The following is a 14783-nucleotide window of genomic DNA, read 5'->3' as shown; positions in this document are numbered from 1 at the left end:
TGAAGATCATGTGAGAGGAGGAGCGGCAGGGGCCGCACCGCTAAACGAGTACGCGTGGAGCGCACGATGAAGAAGGTAAGTACACTGCTGATTGTGATGGGGTTGTCTGGCGGTGTCTGCCTCTTGGGCAGCCTGCTCTTCCTCGCCGCCATCTATCTGGATAAAGCCAGCGTCATGTCGCTGCTGGGGTTGGCTCCCCGCTAGCGCCCTGTCGCCTCAGTCATCGCGCTAGTCATGAGGCCAGGCGGCGCGACCGCCGCCATACGGTTTGACTCAACGGCTCAGAATGCGAATCGATTGGACCCGATCGTTAAAATCGGTTGCCTCCTGCGCCCCACCATGACGGGTATAGTAGCCGCCGCTATAGTTACGCCCCTCATAGAAACGCACCGTCCATCCTCGTGGCACCGAGAAGGAGGAGATGCGATCGGCGAAGCCATAGTTCGACAGATCGGGAATATCTCGATCGATGATCAATGAGGCGCCACGCTGCCGCGCGTCCTCATACACCACCAATTGCGCCGATCCCTCACCCGCCGAGCCGTCCAAGGTGGTGGTGGTGCAGACCGCCTCCTTGGTACGGCAGAACAGGCTGCCCTCACCCTGGCCCCGTTCGCAACGCTGCCCCACTTTATAACGGGCGATCTGTTCGCTACGCCCGGCATCGGCGTAGACGTTGTTAAACGGCGTCAAGGTGCAGACGTAGATCTGCCCGCCGCCGCTCTCGCCCCGATACCCCGAGAAATTATCGACATGATTGATCACGATGGAGGCATCGGCGCAACCCCCCAATGCCAATAACGATGCCACACATAATCCTTTCAACATAGCTGCCATACCCTATCCGCTAACACCTGTTATTATCTGTCCTCCGCCGCACAACGCGCCGCAGGCAGGGCCATAGTAGCCGATAATGTTAGGTCAGCCATTGCGGCATCGTCTGATTTTATGCCCCCCGGCGTGCAAAGGCGGCAACGCGTCAGGCGCGCAACCAGGCAGGCAACCAATCGCCATGCGCGGCGATCAGATCATCCATCAGGGCATAGATCTCATCGAGACCCAGCACCGCCGCCGTATGCGGGTCGAGCAGCGCAGCATGATATACCCGCTCGCGATCCTCCGTCAGCACCGCCTCGGTCAGCAGCGTCTGCACGTTGATATTGGTCTGCATCAGCGCCGCCAGATGCGACGGCAAGGCGCCAATCTGTGTCGGCTGGATCCCGTTGGCGTCCACCAGGCAAGGCACCTCGACACAACAGCCGGCCGGCAGGTTATCGATCAGGCCATCGTTGCGCACATTACCGTAAATCACGCTCGGCTCCCCGGTCCAGATGGCGTTCATAATGCTACTGGCATATTCGCGGGAGGGACGCACCTCAATACGCTCCGCCGCCTGATAGGCCGCCAACTCACGTTGCCAATTCTCCCGTTGCTCCACACAACGGCGCGGGTACTCATCCAATGGGATCTGGTAGTGTGCGATCAGATCCTCACGTCCCGGCTTGATAAACCACGGAGTATATTCGGCAAAATGCTCCGATGACTCGGTGACGAAGTAACCGAGCTTCTGCAACAACTCATACCGTACGATGTTCGGGCAGCGCAGATTGCCATGAATATTTGGCTTGGGCGCCTGCCCCTGACGGTAGGCCTGCAACAGGCGGGGATAGAGGTCGTGATAATGACCATCCACCCCCTTCTGCTCCAGCGAGAGGAAGAACGCCATATGGTTGATGCCGGCGCAACGATAACGCAGCGTCGCCGGATCGATATCCAGATCACGCGCCAACTCCTGCGCTGTGCCCTGTACCGAATGACACAGGCCGACCTGCTTGATCTGCGGATAACGCGCATACATCGCCCAAGTGTTCATCGCCATCGGGTTAACGTAATTTAGCATCGTCGCCTGCGGGCAGACTTCGCTCATCACCTCGCAGATCTGCCACAGATGGGGGATGGTGCGCAGCGCCCGCATGATCCCGGCGGGCCCGAGGGTGTCGCCGATGGTTTGTCGCAATCCATGGCGGTTACAGACCTCGAAGTCGGTTACCGTGCACGGGGTGTAGCCCCCGATCTGGAAGGCCACCACCACGAAATCGGCGTCACGCAACGCCGGACGTAACTCGCTATAGCAATGGATGCGCCCACCGGCGGCGCTGGAGTCCATCAACTTACGCACCACGATCTGCGACTCCGCCAGGCGTTGCGCGTCGATATCCATCAAGGCGATCTCGGCCCCCCGTAAGGCCGGGCGCTGAAACACATCGCCAAGGATATTCTTGACGAAAATAGTAGAACCGGCGCCGATAAAGGCGATCTTAGCTGTAGACATCTCTGTTCTCCGCTCAGGCTATCAATGGCATTATCGTGCCAGTCACAGAGGACAACAGGCGTCCGCATTCTGCTAAGGAAACTCCCGTTTTGTTAGATTAAGTGCTATAAGTCATTAAATCTGAGTTTTTGGGAGTCATCATCGGATAACACAGAGGCCGGACACGCGCGGATAGGCGTAAGGTAGCCAGTAGCACACGCCGGGAAAGGCGCGCCACCCACCGCCGACCGTCAGATTCAGGGAGAGAGCCATGCCGGATACATCACACCGCGCACCGATGTGCAATAGTACCGATCCGCAGCCGCACAGCCCGTTGATGCTCTATTCGGAAGCCCAGCGTCTCGAGGTGACCCTCTGTACACCACAGGTCATGGCGAGCAATCATTGGCATGGCCAGTTAGAGATCAATCTCCCCTTCGATGGTGACCTCCACTACCGCATCGACGATCGCCAACTCACCATTCCGCAGGGGCATATGGCCCTATTCTGGGCCTGTACCCCCCACCGCCTGGTCGATCCCGGTCGGTGCCGCCAGATGGCGCTGTTCAGCCTGCCGATGCATCTCTTCCTCTCCTGGCCGCTGGATCGCCAACTGATCAACCACGTCACGCATGGTCGCGTCGTGATATCGCAACAGGCGTTACCCCTGACGTCCCAGGAGATACAACGCTGGCAGCAGGATCTGGCCAGCACCAGCCCGGCCATGCATCAATTGGCCAGCGAGGAAATCTACTTAATGTTAAAACGCTTTAGCCTCTCCGGCTGGCATTCGCAGCAGGCCGAGCAGGCGGCACATACGCGTGGCGGCGAGCAGGCGTTGTCGCGTCATGCCCTATTTTACGTCAGCCAGATGCTGAGCTACATCGCCGGTCACTACGATCGGGCGCTGACGATCGATCAGGTGGCACAGCATGTCCGTCTCAACCCTCACTATGCGATGACACTGTTTCAGCGGGTGATGAAAATGACGCTGAAGCAATACATCACGTCGATGCGCATCAACCATGTGCGCGTACTACTGAGCGATACCGACCGCACGATCCTCGACATCGCCCTAACCGCCGGCTTCCACTCCAGCAGTCGCTTCTACAGCACCTTCAGTAAGTATGTTGGTATGTCGCCACAGCAGTACCGTCGACTGGCGCGCACGGGCGCGACGCAGTGCTTGTCAGTAGATTAATTTATCACCACACTGCCATTTATTAGCAATAAACACTAAATTTAAATTTTTTAATAGCTATAAAACCTATCAAAACAGCATTGTCAGGCTCAAGTCGCTAGCCGAACACATTCATCACACATAATCAACCAAACTGGCTGATACTCCCGTGTGGTTTAACATTGGTTTAGTTTCAAAATGAATGCGTATGTAATAATTTATTACCAACGAAAGCATCGCTTTTACAAGCGTGTATTATAAGCCATTCATTAGATGCTGATTAAAATAGAAGCGCAACTTTTACAGATAGGGTCCGCTATTCTGTTAAGCGTATTAACGATGAGCGCAGCGGATGCCGCCAGCGCACCTCAAGCGGTAAAAAACACCTTTGTCATTTCTCAAGAAGTCTTAAAAACACAGCCACATATTATTTTCCAAGGCATGATCCAGGCGGTGATAAAATCAGATGCCGCCGCCGTCAAGATCTTGCTGCCACTTTATCAGGCGCAGCCAGGATACGACGAGAATCTAGCCGCATGGGGTAAGGCTATTTTAGCCAAAGAGGAGGGTAATTATCGCGACGCCATCCGTTATTACCGCCGCGTCATCGCCAAGGAACCACAGCTAAACATTGCCCGCCTGCAGTTGGCTATCGCGCTGTTTCAGAATAAAGACCGCGCCTCTGCGCTACTGCAATTCAATAAGCTGCGGGCTAATAGCAACGGCGAAGTGATTAATGAGATAGTGGATAGCTATATCAGGGCAATACAGCAGAAAGACAGCTGGTCGTTCAACCTAGGTGTTAACTATATTAATGAGAGTAACATTAATAATGCGCCAGGCACTAACGTAAAAATTGGCCCATGGCAGGCGGAAAAACGGCAAAGCGGACAGGGCTTTTCTTACTATCTTAGCGCTAGTAAGACCTGGTCATTGCCGGAGGGGTTGTTCAGCGAGATCCGCACGCTGGCCTATGGGAAGTACTTCACTAACAATCATCGCTACGATCAGGCAACGGCCCGTCTGAGCGCCGGTCTAGGCCTACGCGATCTTAACGCCTCCCTGTTGCTATTGCCCTTTATAGAGCGCGAATGGGCATCGGATAATCAGGCGCCCTCCCTTTCTAGCGAGGGAACATCGCCGGGGCTGCGCATTGAGACAGAATACCGTCTGAGTCCTCGCTGGAAAATAGACGTTGACGCTGAGAAAAGTCACACCACAAATAAACGGCGCACACAGCGCGACAGCAAAAACCATCTACTGTCAACGACGCTCTATTATTCCTCGAGCCCCGAGCAATTTTGGTTTTGGGGCAGTGACTACCAACGTGAAAACGTTGAGCGTAAGAGTTTAGCCTTTCAGAGGATAAAGTGGCGGGCGGGCTGGGGAAATGAGTGGCCAGGCGGCATATCCAGCATCATGCAGATAAATTACGCCAACAAGTTTTACGATAGCACAGACTTCTTCGGAATTCAGCAAAGAAATAAAGAGTACGGCGCCCTGATAACCCTCTGGCATCGTGACATTTATTACTTTGGCATCACGCCAAAAATCAATCTGTCATATTTTAAAAGTGACAGCAATCATCCATTTTACGAATACGATAAAAAAATGGCCTTCCTGACCTTTAGTAAGCTTTTCTAACGCTAGGGATAACTATGAAACCACGCTATAACACACTCTTCTTACTCTTATCTTCTGCGCTATTGACCGCCTGCGGTGGCGGTGGCGGTGGCGGTGGCGGTGGCGGTGGCGGTGGCGATGCTGCGCAGGCGCGGGCCATCGCGCCAGCACCGACGGCACCCAAGGTTCTCCCCAGCACTGCTCAGCCCGTCCCGGCCGCGCCGACGGCACCCGAGGTTCGCCCCAGCGCCGCTCAGCCCATCCCGGCCGCGCCGACGGCACCCGAGGTTCGCCCCAGCGCCGCTCAGCCCATCCCGGCTGCGCCGACGGCGCCCGAGGTTCGCCCCAGCGCCGCTCAGCCCATTCCGGCCGCGCCGACGGCACCCGAGGTTCCCCCTATCGCCGCTCAGCCCATCCCGGCCGCGCCGATAGCACCCGAGGTTCACCCCAACGCCGCGCAGCCCATCCCGGCCGCGCCGATAGCACCCGAGGTTCCCCCTATCGCCGCGCAGCCCATCCCGGCCGCGCCGACGGCACCCGAGGTTCGCCCCAGCGCCGCCTTCGGTGAACCAGAGGCGGTATATGAGGCGTACCTGCGGGAGATCGGCCCCCATGACGCCATCCATATATCCGGTTTTAACGCACTCAGCCCCGACAGCGAGTTCACCGTAAAGGTCGAGGGGACCAATATCGCCATCGAGGTCACTCCCCCCATCAAGCTCGATGAAAAGGATAGCCGCGCCATTACCGGTCAGAGAGTCCTGACGCTGCGTGATGCCGATGGCAAGCTGGCGGGTTACTATGGCTATGTGCACACCTATACTCACCGCGAAACGGCGCAGAATGAAGATGATCAGGATCAGACAACCACCAGCCTGGTCTACGCGGTCAACGCCAGCGACAGACGCCGCCCTGAAACCCAGGCGGACTATGTGGGCACCCTGTTCTATAACCACTTCGATATCCCACGTGAGGCCGCCATCCGCCTACACTATCAAGATAATAAGATCACTGGCGCTCTCAAGGGCACGGGTCTAGCCAGCGATATCGACTACGTTATCCGGGACGATGGTGACAATACCGTTAGCGACGAGGGGACCTTCGGCGCCAGGCTGCACCGTGTCAATGCTCAGCGTAACGCGGTTAACGGCCACATCGTCGGCGGCTTCTATGGCAAAGAGGGCGAGGTCGCCGCTGGCGAGGTCAACTTTATCGATGACTACAGCGTAGAACGCGGCGGCGTCTTCGGCGCACAGCGGGTCAAACGCGACTGATCCGGTTTGGGCATGGCCATTCCGCCATGCCCCATCCCCGTCAGCCGCGCGAGCCCGCGTTAGGGGGCTCTCCGGACAGGGCGGGCTCAATGCCCTACACTACCCGCACTCGGCGGGGCATCGCTCCCCGTCCAACGGACGCCGCATGGCGGTCATCATCACGGAGGCCGACAGCATGTCAATCGTCGCCAGATGACGGCATCGCAACCGGTGCAACCGCTGACGCACCAGGCGGGGCGGCGCACGCCCGGTAAGCCACAAGGCACATCCACGGCTGGGAGAGCCGACGCTTAGCCCACCAATCCCCAATAGCCATGCAGACCCATGTAGATCCCCACCGCGCCGATCAACAGGCAGGAGGCGTAAGGCGCCTTCGCGGCCAGCCGATCAAAGCCTGGCCAACGCTTGCTCGCCTGGCGCACGCTAACGGCGGCGGCGACCCCAACCGTGACCAGGGTGATCGCCAACCCGAGGCTGAAGCAGAGCACCATCGTCGCTCCCAGGGCGATCGCCTTCAGCTGGATACAGATCAACAGGATGGTGATCGCCGCCGGACAGGGGATCAACCCCCCGGTCAGGCCGAACAGGACGATCTGCCCATTACTCACCGAGCGCTTACCGACGAAGCTCCGCTGGATCTCCTCGGCATGCGCCTTGGCGTGCGCATCCTGGTACTCCGCGTCGTCATGCCCATGATGATGGTCATCCGGCTCATGGAAGGCACAGTTCAGACGCTGCGGCGCCTCGCGAGGCCCGAGCAACAAACGCACCGTGAAGCTATGCGGCTCCGGGATCGCCTCGACGGATTGGTAGTCGTCGGCACAGGAGCGGAAGCGATACTGTTCCACCTCCCCGCTCTCACGCGTCAGCTGCAACGTCACCTCGTCGGTTGGGGGTAGACGTCCCGCCTCGGCGCGGAGCTGGAAGTAAGCCCCCTGCGCCTCATCGTGAATGGCGAGACGTAAACGCCCTGTCTCGCCATCGAGGTAGCAGCATTCATCATGATGGTGATGATGGTGGTGTGCGAGCCAACCGCGCTCACCGCGCCAGGTGCGTAAAAACATCCAGCACGCCGTCGCCAGGATCACCAGCGCAGAAATCAGCTGTAGCCAGGGCTCGACCGACTGCGCGGTGAAGCGTTGACTGAGGAAGATTCCGCCCAAGGCGATCAGCCACACCACGGCGGTATGGGAAACCGTCGCGGCCAGTCCCAACATCACAGCCTGACGTACCGTGCCTTTAATCGCGATGATAAAGGCCGCCATCATCGTCTTAGAATGGCCTGGCTCCAGGCCGTGGAGGATCCCCAGCAAGATGGCGCTGGGAATAAACCACCAGGCATTTCCTTGCTGTAACAGAGCGGTAAAGGTGTCCATGATAATGATTCTTACTAATGAAATGTGGCCGGCATTCTACTCCCCCCCCAGTATAGAATACTACCCCCCAGTATGTAGGGGTGTTATAGTCCTCCCACGCTACGGTTATGGGAGGGCGCCGATGTCACATACTACCCGGGATAAAAAGAGCCTGCAGACGCGCGTCAACAAGATCCAAGGGCAACTTAATGGGTTGAAAAACATGCTGGATCAGCCACACGAATGTGCGGCGGTATTGCAGCAGATCGCCGCGATCCGTGGGGCGGTCAATGGCTTGATGCGGGAGGTGATCAAGGGACATCTCAGCGAACATATCGTGCATCAATGCGATGAAGAGAAGCGGGAGCAGGATCTGACCGTGGTACTCAAGGTGCTGGATTCATATATTAAATGATCCATCGCCGGCCTGAGCGCCAGCGAATGGCGTGACGTGCCCGTTTAGGCGACGCGGCGTATCCGCAGATACGCCGCCGAAACTGAGTGTGCATGTGAGCCCTACGGCACATCAATGCATGCTGTGCGCTGCCTCGCTACTCTTCGCGCCCTTATCGGGGTGCGCGGCCAACCAGGCCTTCATCTCTTTAATCTCTTTATCTTGTGCCGCAATGATGTCTTTGGCCAGTTTACGCATCTGTGGATCGGTGCCATATTTCAGCTCAACTTTCGCCATCTCGACGGCGCCGACATGGTGAGGGATCATTCCGGCAGCGAAGGCCACATCGGGATCGTTACTCATCATTCCCTTCATCATCTCTTCATGCATCCCGCTCATCGCGGTGTTCAATTCATGATGCATCGCCTTCGCTTGATCGGCCGGCAGTTCGGCGGCGAACGCCGACGTCGCGGAAGCGGCCAGTAACAGTGCGCCAACTACGGTGAATTTCTTCATACCCGACTCCTATTGAGAGAGAATTCTCTTACTGATAACGATTTGTTGCATACTTGTTCCAGTTAACTCTACAGCTTCCCCTAAGGGGAGGGTCAAGCGCCGCTCCTCCTCACCATATTCTTTTTTAGTCTATCAGTTTACTTTTTATTCTTTTGTGCGCGAGTGAGGCGGGACTACCATCCGGCTATTCCTCACTGCCGGACTTCGACGATGATCACCGACTCCATACTAGACCTCATCGGCAACACACCACTGCTACGCCTGCAACGCCTGGAGAGTGGGCGCTGTGAGCTGTTGCTTAAGCTAGAAAACCATAATCCCGGCGGCTCGATCAAGGACCGGGTCGCGCTCGCGATGATCAACGAGGCCGAACGGCGCGGTGAGCTACGGCCGGGGGGCACCCTCATCGAGGCCAGCGCCGGCAACACCGGCCTGGGCTTGGCCCTGGTTGCCTCGCTACGCGGCTACAAGCTGATCCTCGTCGTACCGGACAAGATGAGCCAAGAAAAGATCGCCCACCTACGCGCCTTACAGGTCGATGTCCGCCTGACTCGCTCGGACGTTGGCAAGGGACATCCCGACTATTATCAGGATTATGCTCGACGTCTGGCCGCCAGCCTCCCCGGTAGTCTCTATATCGATCAGTTCGCCAATCCGGCCAACCCGGCGGCCCATGCCCAGACCACCGCGGCCGAGCTGTGGCAGCAGTGCGACGGCCAGATCGATGCCATCGTGGTCGGCGTCGGCTCCGGCGGCACCCTCAATGGCTTGCAGCAATTTTTCGCCCGCCATTCGCCACAGACCCGTTTCATCCTGGCCGATCCCTGCGGCTCGATCCTGGCGGATGCGGTGCAGTTTGGCCGGCACGCGCAGGCCGGCAGCTGGCTGGTCGAGGGGATCGGCGAAGACTTTGTGCCGCCGCTGATGACGCCCGCGGCCATCAGTCAGGTCTACCGTATCCCCGATCGTGAGGCAGTCACCACCGCCCGCGCCCTGCTGACTCATGAGGGTGTCCTGGCCGGATCCTCCACCGGCACCCTACTGGCCGCGGCGCTACGCTACTGCCAAGCCCAAACGACGGCGCAGCGCGTCGTCACCTTTGCCTGCGACAGCGGCAACAAGTATCTCTCAAAGATGTTTAACGACCAGTGGCTTAGCCAACATCAACTGGCATGATAAGTGAAGGAGACGCCATGAACCGATTCGCCACCCAGAGCGTACACAGCGGCAGCCATGATGATGGTTTCGGCGCCGTGATGCCGCCGATCTATGCCACCTCGACCTTTGCCCAACGCGCCCCGGGCGAACACCGAGGCTTCGAATATGCGCGCAGCGGCAACCCGACCCGCCAGGCGCTAGAGCGGGCGCTGGCCGAACTGGAGGGGGGACGCCAGGGCTACGCCTTTGCCTCCGGTTTGGCGGCGATCGCCACGGTGCTGGAGTTGCTGGACAGCGGCAGCCACATCATCGCCTTGGATGACGTCTACGGCGGCACCTGGCGCCTGCTCGAGGGGGTACGCCGACGCAGCGCCGGATTACAGATCAGCTGGGTTAGCCCCGACGATCTGCCGGGGATCGAGGCCGCGATTACCTCTCAGACACGGATGATCTGGGTCGAAACTCCGACCAATCCGCTGTTAAAGCTGGCCGATCTCCACGCCATCGCGACCCTGGCACGCCGCCATAGCTTGCTCAGCGTCGCCGATAACACCTTCGCCTCACCGGCGTTGCAACGCCCCTTGGCGGCGGGCTTTGACATCGTCGTCCACTCCGCCACCAAATACCTCAACGGCCATTCCGACGTGCTGGCGGGTGCGGCGGTGGTCGGCGACGATGAGACGTTAGCCGAACGTCTGGCCTACCTGCAGAATGCGCTCGGGGCCGTGCTCGACCCCTTCGGCAGTTTTCTGACACTGCGCGGTATCCGTACCCTGGCGCTGCGTATGGAGCGCCACAGCGCTAACGCCAGCCAGCTGGCGCCGTGGCTGGAGAGCCACCCGCGCATCGAGCGGGTCTACTATCCTGGGCTGGCAAGCCATCCACAGCATGCGTTGGCCCAACGCCAGATGACGCGCCCCGGTGGGATCATCAGTTGCTTGCTGCGCGACGACGAGACGCAGATCGTCGCACGTATCGCCCGACTGCGCCTGTTTACCCTGGCGGAGAGCCTGGGTGGGGTAGAAAGCCTGATCTGCCAACCCTTCAGCATGACGCACGCCTCGCTGCCGCTGGCGCAACGCCTGGCGCGTGGCATCGTACCGCAGCTGCTGCGCCTCTCCGTCGGCATCGAAGATGTCGCCGATCTGCAGGCCGATCTGGCCCAGGCGCTCGACTGAGCGCCTGTTCCTGCCCGCCATCGTCTAACTCGCCATGAGGTTGGCCCCGCCGTGGGCCGCCCTCTCCGCCCACAGCACTACAGATTTCGCTACCGTTGAGCCGTAACACGCTGTATATTCACATATACAACGATAATGCCATTACCCTTAGCGAGATGGAGATCCTATGGCGACGCTACGACGTCTGTTGCTACTATCCCTCTGTTTTCTGTTTCTTCCCATGGCGCAAGCCGAACGTAGCGTGACCGACCAGCTCGGCCGCCACGTCACCCTGCCCGACCACATTCAACGCATCGTCGTGCTCCAGCATCAGACCCTCAACCTGCTGGTACAGCTCGATGCCGCACCGCAGATCGTCGGCGTCCTCGCCAGCTGGCCGAAACAGCTGGGCCCCGGTTTCGCCCGTCTGATGCCCGGTATCGCACAGCTCCCGACGCCGGGGGATCTGACGCAGGTCAACATCGAGAGCCTGCTGGCGCTGCGTCCACAGGTGGTCTTCGTCGCCAACTATGCGCCGGCCGCTATGATCCAGCAGATCGAGCAAGCCGGGATCCCGGTGGTGGCGATCTCCTTACGCGCAGACGCCCAGGGCGAGCGGGATAAAATGAACCCGACCCTGCACGATGAGGAGCAAAGTTACAACCAGGGGCTGAAGCAGGGTATCCGCCTGATCGGCGAAGTCACGGGTCATCAGGCCCAGGCCGAGGCGTTGATCGATTACACCTTTCGCCAACGGGCGAAGTTTAATGCCGCCGTCGCCGATATCCCCGAGGATCAACGTGTACGGGTGTACATCGCCAATCCGGATCTCTATACCTACGGCGCGGGGAAATACACCGGACTGATGCTGCGCCATGCCGGGGCCGTCAACGTCGCCGCCGCCAGCATCAAGGGGGCGCGTCAGGTGGCGCTGGAGCAAGTTCTGGCGTGGGATCCCCAGGTGATCCTGGTGCAGTCACGCTTCCCACAGGTGGTGCAGCAAATCTTGCACGATCCGCAGTGGCAGGCCATCGACGCGGTCAAACACCGGCGCGTCTGGCTGATGCCGGAGTATGCCAAGGCCTGGGGCTACCCGATGCCGGAGGCGCTGGCCGTCGGGGAGCTATGGATCGCCCACAAGCTCTACCCGCAACGTTACCGCCAAGTCGACGTCAACGCCGAGGCGCAGCGCTATTATCAGCGCTTCTACCGCACCGATTGGCGACCCGATGCCCAGTGAACGCCGCTACCGCGCCTGGCTCATCGCGTTGATGCTGCTGACCGGGCTGTTGCTCCTGGGCTCCCTGGGGATCGGGCGCTATCCGCTCACCCCTTCGCAGATCGTGGGCCTACTGAGCGCCAGCGGCGAGCCACATCCCATCGCCCAACAGATCGTCTGGTCGGTCAGGCTACCCCGCCTGGTGATGGCGCTGCTGGCCGGGGGCGCCCTCGGCTTATGCGGCGCCACGTTACAGGGCGTGTTTCATAATCCGCTGGTCGATCCGCACATCATTGGCGTCACCTCGGGTTCAGCCTTCGGCGGCGCCCTGGCGATCCTGCTGGGCATTACGCCGCTGGCGATGATGGCGTCGACCTTCGGCTTCGGCCTGCTGGCGTTGATGCTGATCTACGGCATCGCCGCGCTTCAGGGGCGAGAGAACACCCTGGTATTGATCCTCTCCGGCATCATCCTCAGCGGTTTTTTCGCCGCTCTGGTCAGCCTGATCCAATACCTGGCCGATAGCGACGAGATCTTGCCCAACATCATCTTTTGGCTGCTGGGCAGCTTCGCCACCGCCAATTGGCACAAGGTGATGTTGCTCGCCCTGCCCGTCTGCGCCGCCGCGTTAGTGCTATTCAAGCTACGCTGGCGCGTCAACCTGTTGGCCTTAGAGGAGAAGGATGCCCTGGCGCTGGGGGTGGCGGTGGTCCCACTACGGCGCGTCATTCTGACCTGCTGCGCCTTGTTGGTCGCGGCGCAGGTCGCCGTCAGCGGCAGTATCGCCTGGGTCGGCCTGGTTATCCCCCACCTGGCGCGCCTGCTGGTCGGGCCCGACCACCGCCATCTGCTCCCCTGTGCCTTTTGGTTGGGCGGCGGCTTCATGATCGTCGTGGACGATCTGGCGCGTACCCTGACCAGCGCGGAGTTACCCATCGGCATCCTCACCGCCCTGCTAGGCGCGCCACTGTTTACCCTGTTACTGATCCGTAACAGCCGCACCCGGAGCCACACATGCCACCATCCCTGAGCCTAACGGCACTCGAATTCGGTTACCAATACGCGCTGTTTCGTCCGCTGACCCTACAGTGTCACCCCGGTGAAATCTGGGCCCTGCTCGGCGCCAACGGGCGCGGCAAGAGTGCGCTACTCGCCACCCTAACCGGCCTGCTTCCCCCCTTGGCGGGGACGATGCACATCAGGCAGGGCAGTAGCCTGGTTCCACAGAGCTTCCGCCCCGCCTTCGCCTGGCGAGTCGCAGACATCGTCTTGATGGGACGCGCGCGCCATGTCGCCCTGCTCGCCCAACCAAGCGCCGACGATCGGCGCCGGGTGATGGCGGCGCTGACGCAACTCGGTATCGCCGATCTGGCCGATCACCCCTTCCCGGCGCTCTCCGGCGGCCAACAACAGCTGGTAATGATCGCCCGCGCGCTCGCCAGCGATGGCCAGAACATCTTATTAGACGAGCCTTGCTCCGCCCTGGATCTGGCCAATCAGCAGCGCGTATTGCAGCTCCTCGCCGATCTGGCACAACGCCAAGGGCGCACCATTCTATTCAGTAGTCACGACCCTCTGCATGTGCAGCAGATCGCCAGCCATGTGTTACTGCTACTGCCCGCGGGAGAATGGCTGGCCGGCCCGAGTGAAACCATCTTGCAGGAGGCGCCGCTCCGGCGCGCCTACGGCATCACGGTGCGCAAGATCCATCTGGCCGAGTTCGACACGCCGCTGCTGGCCCCGCAGTTTGCGCTGCGGCGCACGGCGGCAGAAACCCCGCCTGCCGCAGATACGCCTGCCCCGCCTCGCTCAGCATAACGTGGCACAGGCGCTGGCTGGCGGCATCTGTCGCCAGTTGTGCCAACTGATAGTCACACAGCACATTCCAGGGTTCGGGGAGAGTCAACACGCGTAGATCCGCGGCCTGCGCCAGCTGTTGGCCGTAGTGGGCATAGCCGATAAACAGATCGGTCAACCCCTGGCGGATCAACCAGGCGGCGGCACACTCGCCGGGGGGAATCGTCACGCCGCCACGGCCTCCGACCAAGGGGCGCGCCCGCCGCTTCAACGCCGTCCCCAAACCGGGATACCCCTGCTCCAGGCGTGTAAACAACTGCCAGGCATAGTCGCCACCGGGATCACAATGCGGCGTCGAGGTCGCCACACGCAGCGTCGGATCGCGCAGTAACGCTAACCAGTCGTCGCCCGGCCTACAGGCCGCGGCGCGAGCGCTTAGCATCAGCCGATTCGCGGCCAGGGGAAAGCGGGCTTGCGCCAGTCCGGCATCGATCAGCGCCTGAGCATTGTGGCGGTCGGCGGAGGCAAACAGGCTACAGGGCTCACCGGCCAGGATACGTTCGCGCAATAGCCCGGCCGGACCATAACGCAAGGCGACCCGGAGGCCAGTTTGGCGCGTAAACGCCGCGATTAACGGTGTCAACGCACTACGCAAACTACCGGCCGCCAATACGCTGATCATCGGCTCCATCGTTGTCCCTTCTTCATCATGCACGTCATGCCGCCATTCTACGCCGCTCGACGCGCGAGGCGAGGCAAAAACCTAGCGTCCGTGCGAGAGCGCACCCTCAATAGGTGA

Annotated in this window: 13 protein-coding genes and 2 pseudogenes; 10 read left to right on the top strand and 5 right to left on the bottom strand. The window is 60.1% G+C overall.

Translation table 11 applies throughout. The annotated features are described in order from the left end of the window. Positions 1–66 precede the first annotated feature (66 nt). Positions 67–204: a hypothetical protein gene (locus DCL27_RS07485; RefSeq protein WP_005286630.1), complete on the top strand. Its 138-nt coding sequence runs from the start codon at positions 67–69 to the stop codon at positions 202–204. Between the two features lie 69 nt (positions 205–273). Here the strand turns inward: DCL27_RS07485 and DCL27_RS07480 are convergent, their stop codons facing one another. After that, a complete protein-coding gene (locus DCL27_RS07480; protein ID WP_223931131.1) occupies positions 274–810 on the bottom strand; it encodes a beta/gamma crystallin-related protein in 537 nt (178 codons plus the stop codon). Between the two features lie 169 nt (positions 811–979). Beyond that, positions 980–2332, bottom strand: a complete 1353-nt coding sequence (gene melA, locus DCL27_RS07475) for an alpha-glucosidase/alpha-galactosidase (RefSeq protein ID WP_035600137.1) — start codon at positions 2330–2332, stop codon at positions 980–982. A 250-nt stretch (positions 2333–2582) separates the two neighbouring features. On the opposite strand from melA, the gene melR reads away from it, so the two are divergent. From melR to DCL27_RS07460, 3 genes are all read left to right on the top strand, one after another. Then, the gene (gene melR, locus DCL27_RS07470; RefSeq protein ID WP_035600134.1) at positions 2583–3512 is read left to right on the top strand and encodes a transcriptional regulator MelR; all 930 of its coding nucleotides are present in this window, start codon (positions 2583–2585) and stop codon (positions 3510–3512) included. A 252-nt stretch (positions 3513–3764) separates the two neighbouring features. After that, positions 3765–5135, top strand: a complete 1371-nt coding sequence (locus DCL27_RS07465) for a surface lipoprotein assembly modifier (RefSeq protein WP_035600132.1) — start codon at positions 3765–3767, stop codon at positions 5133–5135. Between the two features lie 14 nt (positions 5136–5149). Beyond that, a complete protein-coding gene (locus DCL27_RS07460; protein WP_223931132.1) occupies positions 5150–6388 on the top strand; it encodes a hypothetical protein in 1239 nt (412 codons plus the stop codon). 290 nt (positions 6389–6678) lie between these two features. Here DCL27_RS07460 and DCL27_RS07455 read toward each other — a convergent pair whose 3' ends face one another. Further along, entirely contained in the window at positions 6679–7764 is a 1086-nt protein-coding gene (locus DCL27_RS07455; protein WP_035598044.1) for a nickel/cobalt efflux protein RcnA, read from the bottom strand. Positions 7765–7885: 121 nt separating this feature from the next. Here DCL27_RS07455 and rcnR point away from each other — a divergent pair, with 121 nt between their 5' ends. Further along, a complete protein-coding gene (gene rcnR, locus DCL27_RS07450; protein ID WP_005286660.1) occupies positions 7886–8158 on the top strand; it encodes a Ni(II)/Co(II)-binding transcriptional repressor RcnR in 273 nt (90 codons plus the stop codon). Between the two features lie 111 nt (positions 8159–8269). Here the strand turns inward: rcnR and copM are convergent, their stop codons facing one another. After that, complete coding sequence (gene copM, locus DCL27_RS07445) at positions 8270–8653, bottom strand: CopM family metallochaperone (RefSeq protein ID WP_005286662.1); 384 nt, start codon at positions 8651–8653, stop codon at positions 8270–8272. A 210-nt stretch (positions 8654–8863) separates the two neighbouring features. On the opposite strand from copM, the pseudogene DCL27_RS07440 reads away from it, so the two are divergent. From DCL27_RS07440 to DCL27_RS07420, 5 genes and pseudogenes are all read left to right on the top strand, one after another. After that, positions 8864–9823, top strand: a pseudogene (locus DCL27_RS07440) (PLP-dependent cysteine synthase family protein); the annotation flags it as partial. Between the two features lie 23 nt (positions 9824–9846). After that, positions 9847–10989, top strand: a complete 1143-nt coding sequence (locus tag DCL27_RS07435) for a trans-sulfuration enzyme family protein (RefSeq protein WP_035598050.1) — start codon at positions 9847–9849, stop codon at positions 10987–10989. A gap of 166 nt (positions 10990–11155) precedes the next feature. Beyond that, a complete protein-coding gene (locus DCL27_RS07430) occupies positions 11156–12208 on the top strand; it encodes an ABC transporter substrate-binding protein (protein WP_005294096.1) in 1053 nt (350 codons plus the stop codon). Beyond that, the gene (locus DCL27_RS07425; RefSeq protein ID WP_035598053.1) at positions 12198–13217 is read left to right on the top strand and encodes a FecCD family ABC transporter permease; all 1020 of its coding nucleotides are present in this window, start codon (positions 12198–12200) and stop codon (positions 13215–13217) included. The genes DCL27_RS07430 and DCL27_RS07425 overlap by 11 nt, the downstream gene beginning before the upstream one ends. Then, positions 13202–14005: an ABC transporter ATP-binding protein gene (locus DCL27_RS07420; RefSeq protein WP_035598061.1), complete on the top strand. Its 804-nt coding sequence runs from the start codon at positions 13202–13204 to the stop codon at positions 14003–14005. Before DCL27_RS07425 ends, DCL27_RS07420 begins: the two co-directional genes overlap by 16 nt. Here DCL27_RS07420 and DCL27_RS07415 read toward each other — a convergent pair. Beyond that, a pseudogene (locus DCL27_RS07415) lies at positions 13938–14675 on the bottom strand (substrate-binding domain-containing protein); the annotation flags it as partial. The gene DCL27_RS07420 and the pseudogene DCL27_RS07415 overlap by 68 nt on opposite strands. Positions 14676–14783 lie beyond the last annotated feature (108 nt).

Source organism: Edwardsiella tarda ATCC 15947 = NBRC 105688 (assembly GCF_003113495.2).
Taxonomy (GTDB): domain Bacteria; phylum Pseudomonadota; class Gammaproteobacteria; order Enterobacterales; family Enterobacteriaceae; genus Edwardsiella; species Edwardsiella tarda.
Note: the sequence above shows the minus strand (reverse complement) of the source record. Positions and strands in the feature narration are given on the sequence as shown.

Coding starts and splice junctions, on each gene's coding strand:
- DCL27_RS07460 (WP_223931132.1), top strand. CDS start 5,150: ATGAAACCACGCTATAACACACTCTTCTTACTCTTATCTTCTGCGCTA.
- DCL27_RS07455 (WP_035598044.1), bottom strand. CDS start 7,764: ATGGACACCTTTACCGCTCTGTTACAGCAAGGAAATGCCTGGTGGTTT.
- melR (WP_035600134.1), top strand. CDS start 2,583: ATGCCGGATACATCACACCGCGCACCGATGTGCAATAGTACCGATCCG.
- DCL27_RS07430 (WP_005294096.1), top strand. CDS start 11,156: ATGGCGACGCTACGACGTCTGTTGCTACTATCCCTCTGTTTTCTGTTT.
- DCL27_RS07435 (WP_035598050.1), top strand. CDS start 9,847: ATGAACCGATTCGCCACCCAGAGCGTACACAGCGGCAGCCATGATGAT.
- DCL27_RS07420 (WP_035598061.1), top strand. CDS start 13,202: ATGCCACCATCCCTGAGCCTAACGGCACTCGAATTCGGTTACCAATAC.
- melA (WP_035600137.1), bottom strand. CDS start 2,332: ATGTCTACAGCTAAGATCGCCTTTATCGGCGCCGGTTCTACTATTTTC.
- copM (WP_005286662.1), bottom strand. CDS start 8,653: ATGAAGAAATTCACCGTAGTTGGCGCACTGTTACTGGCCGCTTCCGCG.
- DCL27_RS07425 (WP_035598053.1), top strand. CDS start 12,198: ATGCCCAGTGAACGCCGCTACCGCGCCTGGCTCATCGCGTTGATGCTG.
- DCL27_RS07465 (WP_035600132.1), top strand. CDS start 3,765: ATGCTGATTAAAATAGAAGCGCAACTTTTACAGATAGGGTCCGCTATT.
- DCL27_RS07485 (WP_005286630.1), top strand. CDS start 67: ATGAAGAAGGTAAGTACACTGCTGATTGTGATGGGGTTGTCTGGCGGT.
- rcnR (WP_005286660.1), top strand. CDS start 7,886: ATGTCACATACTACCCGGGATAAAAAGAGCCTGCAGACGCGCGTCAAC.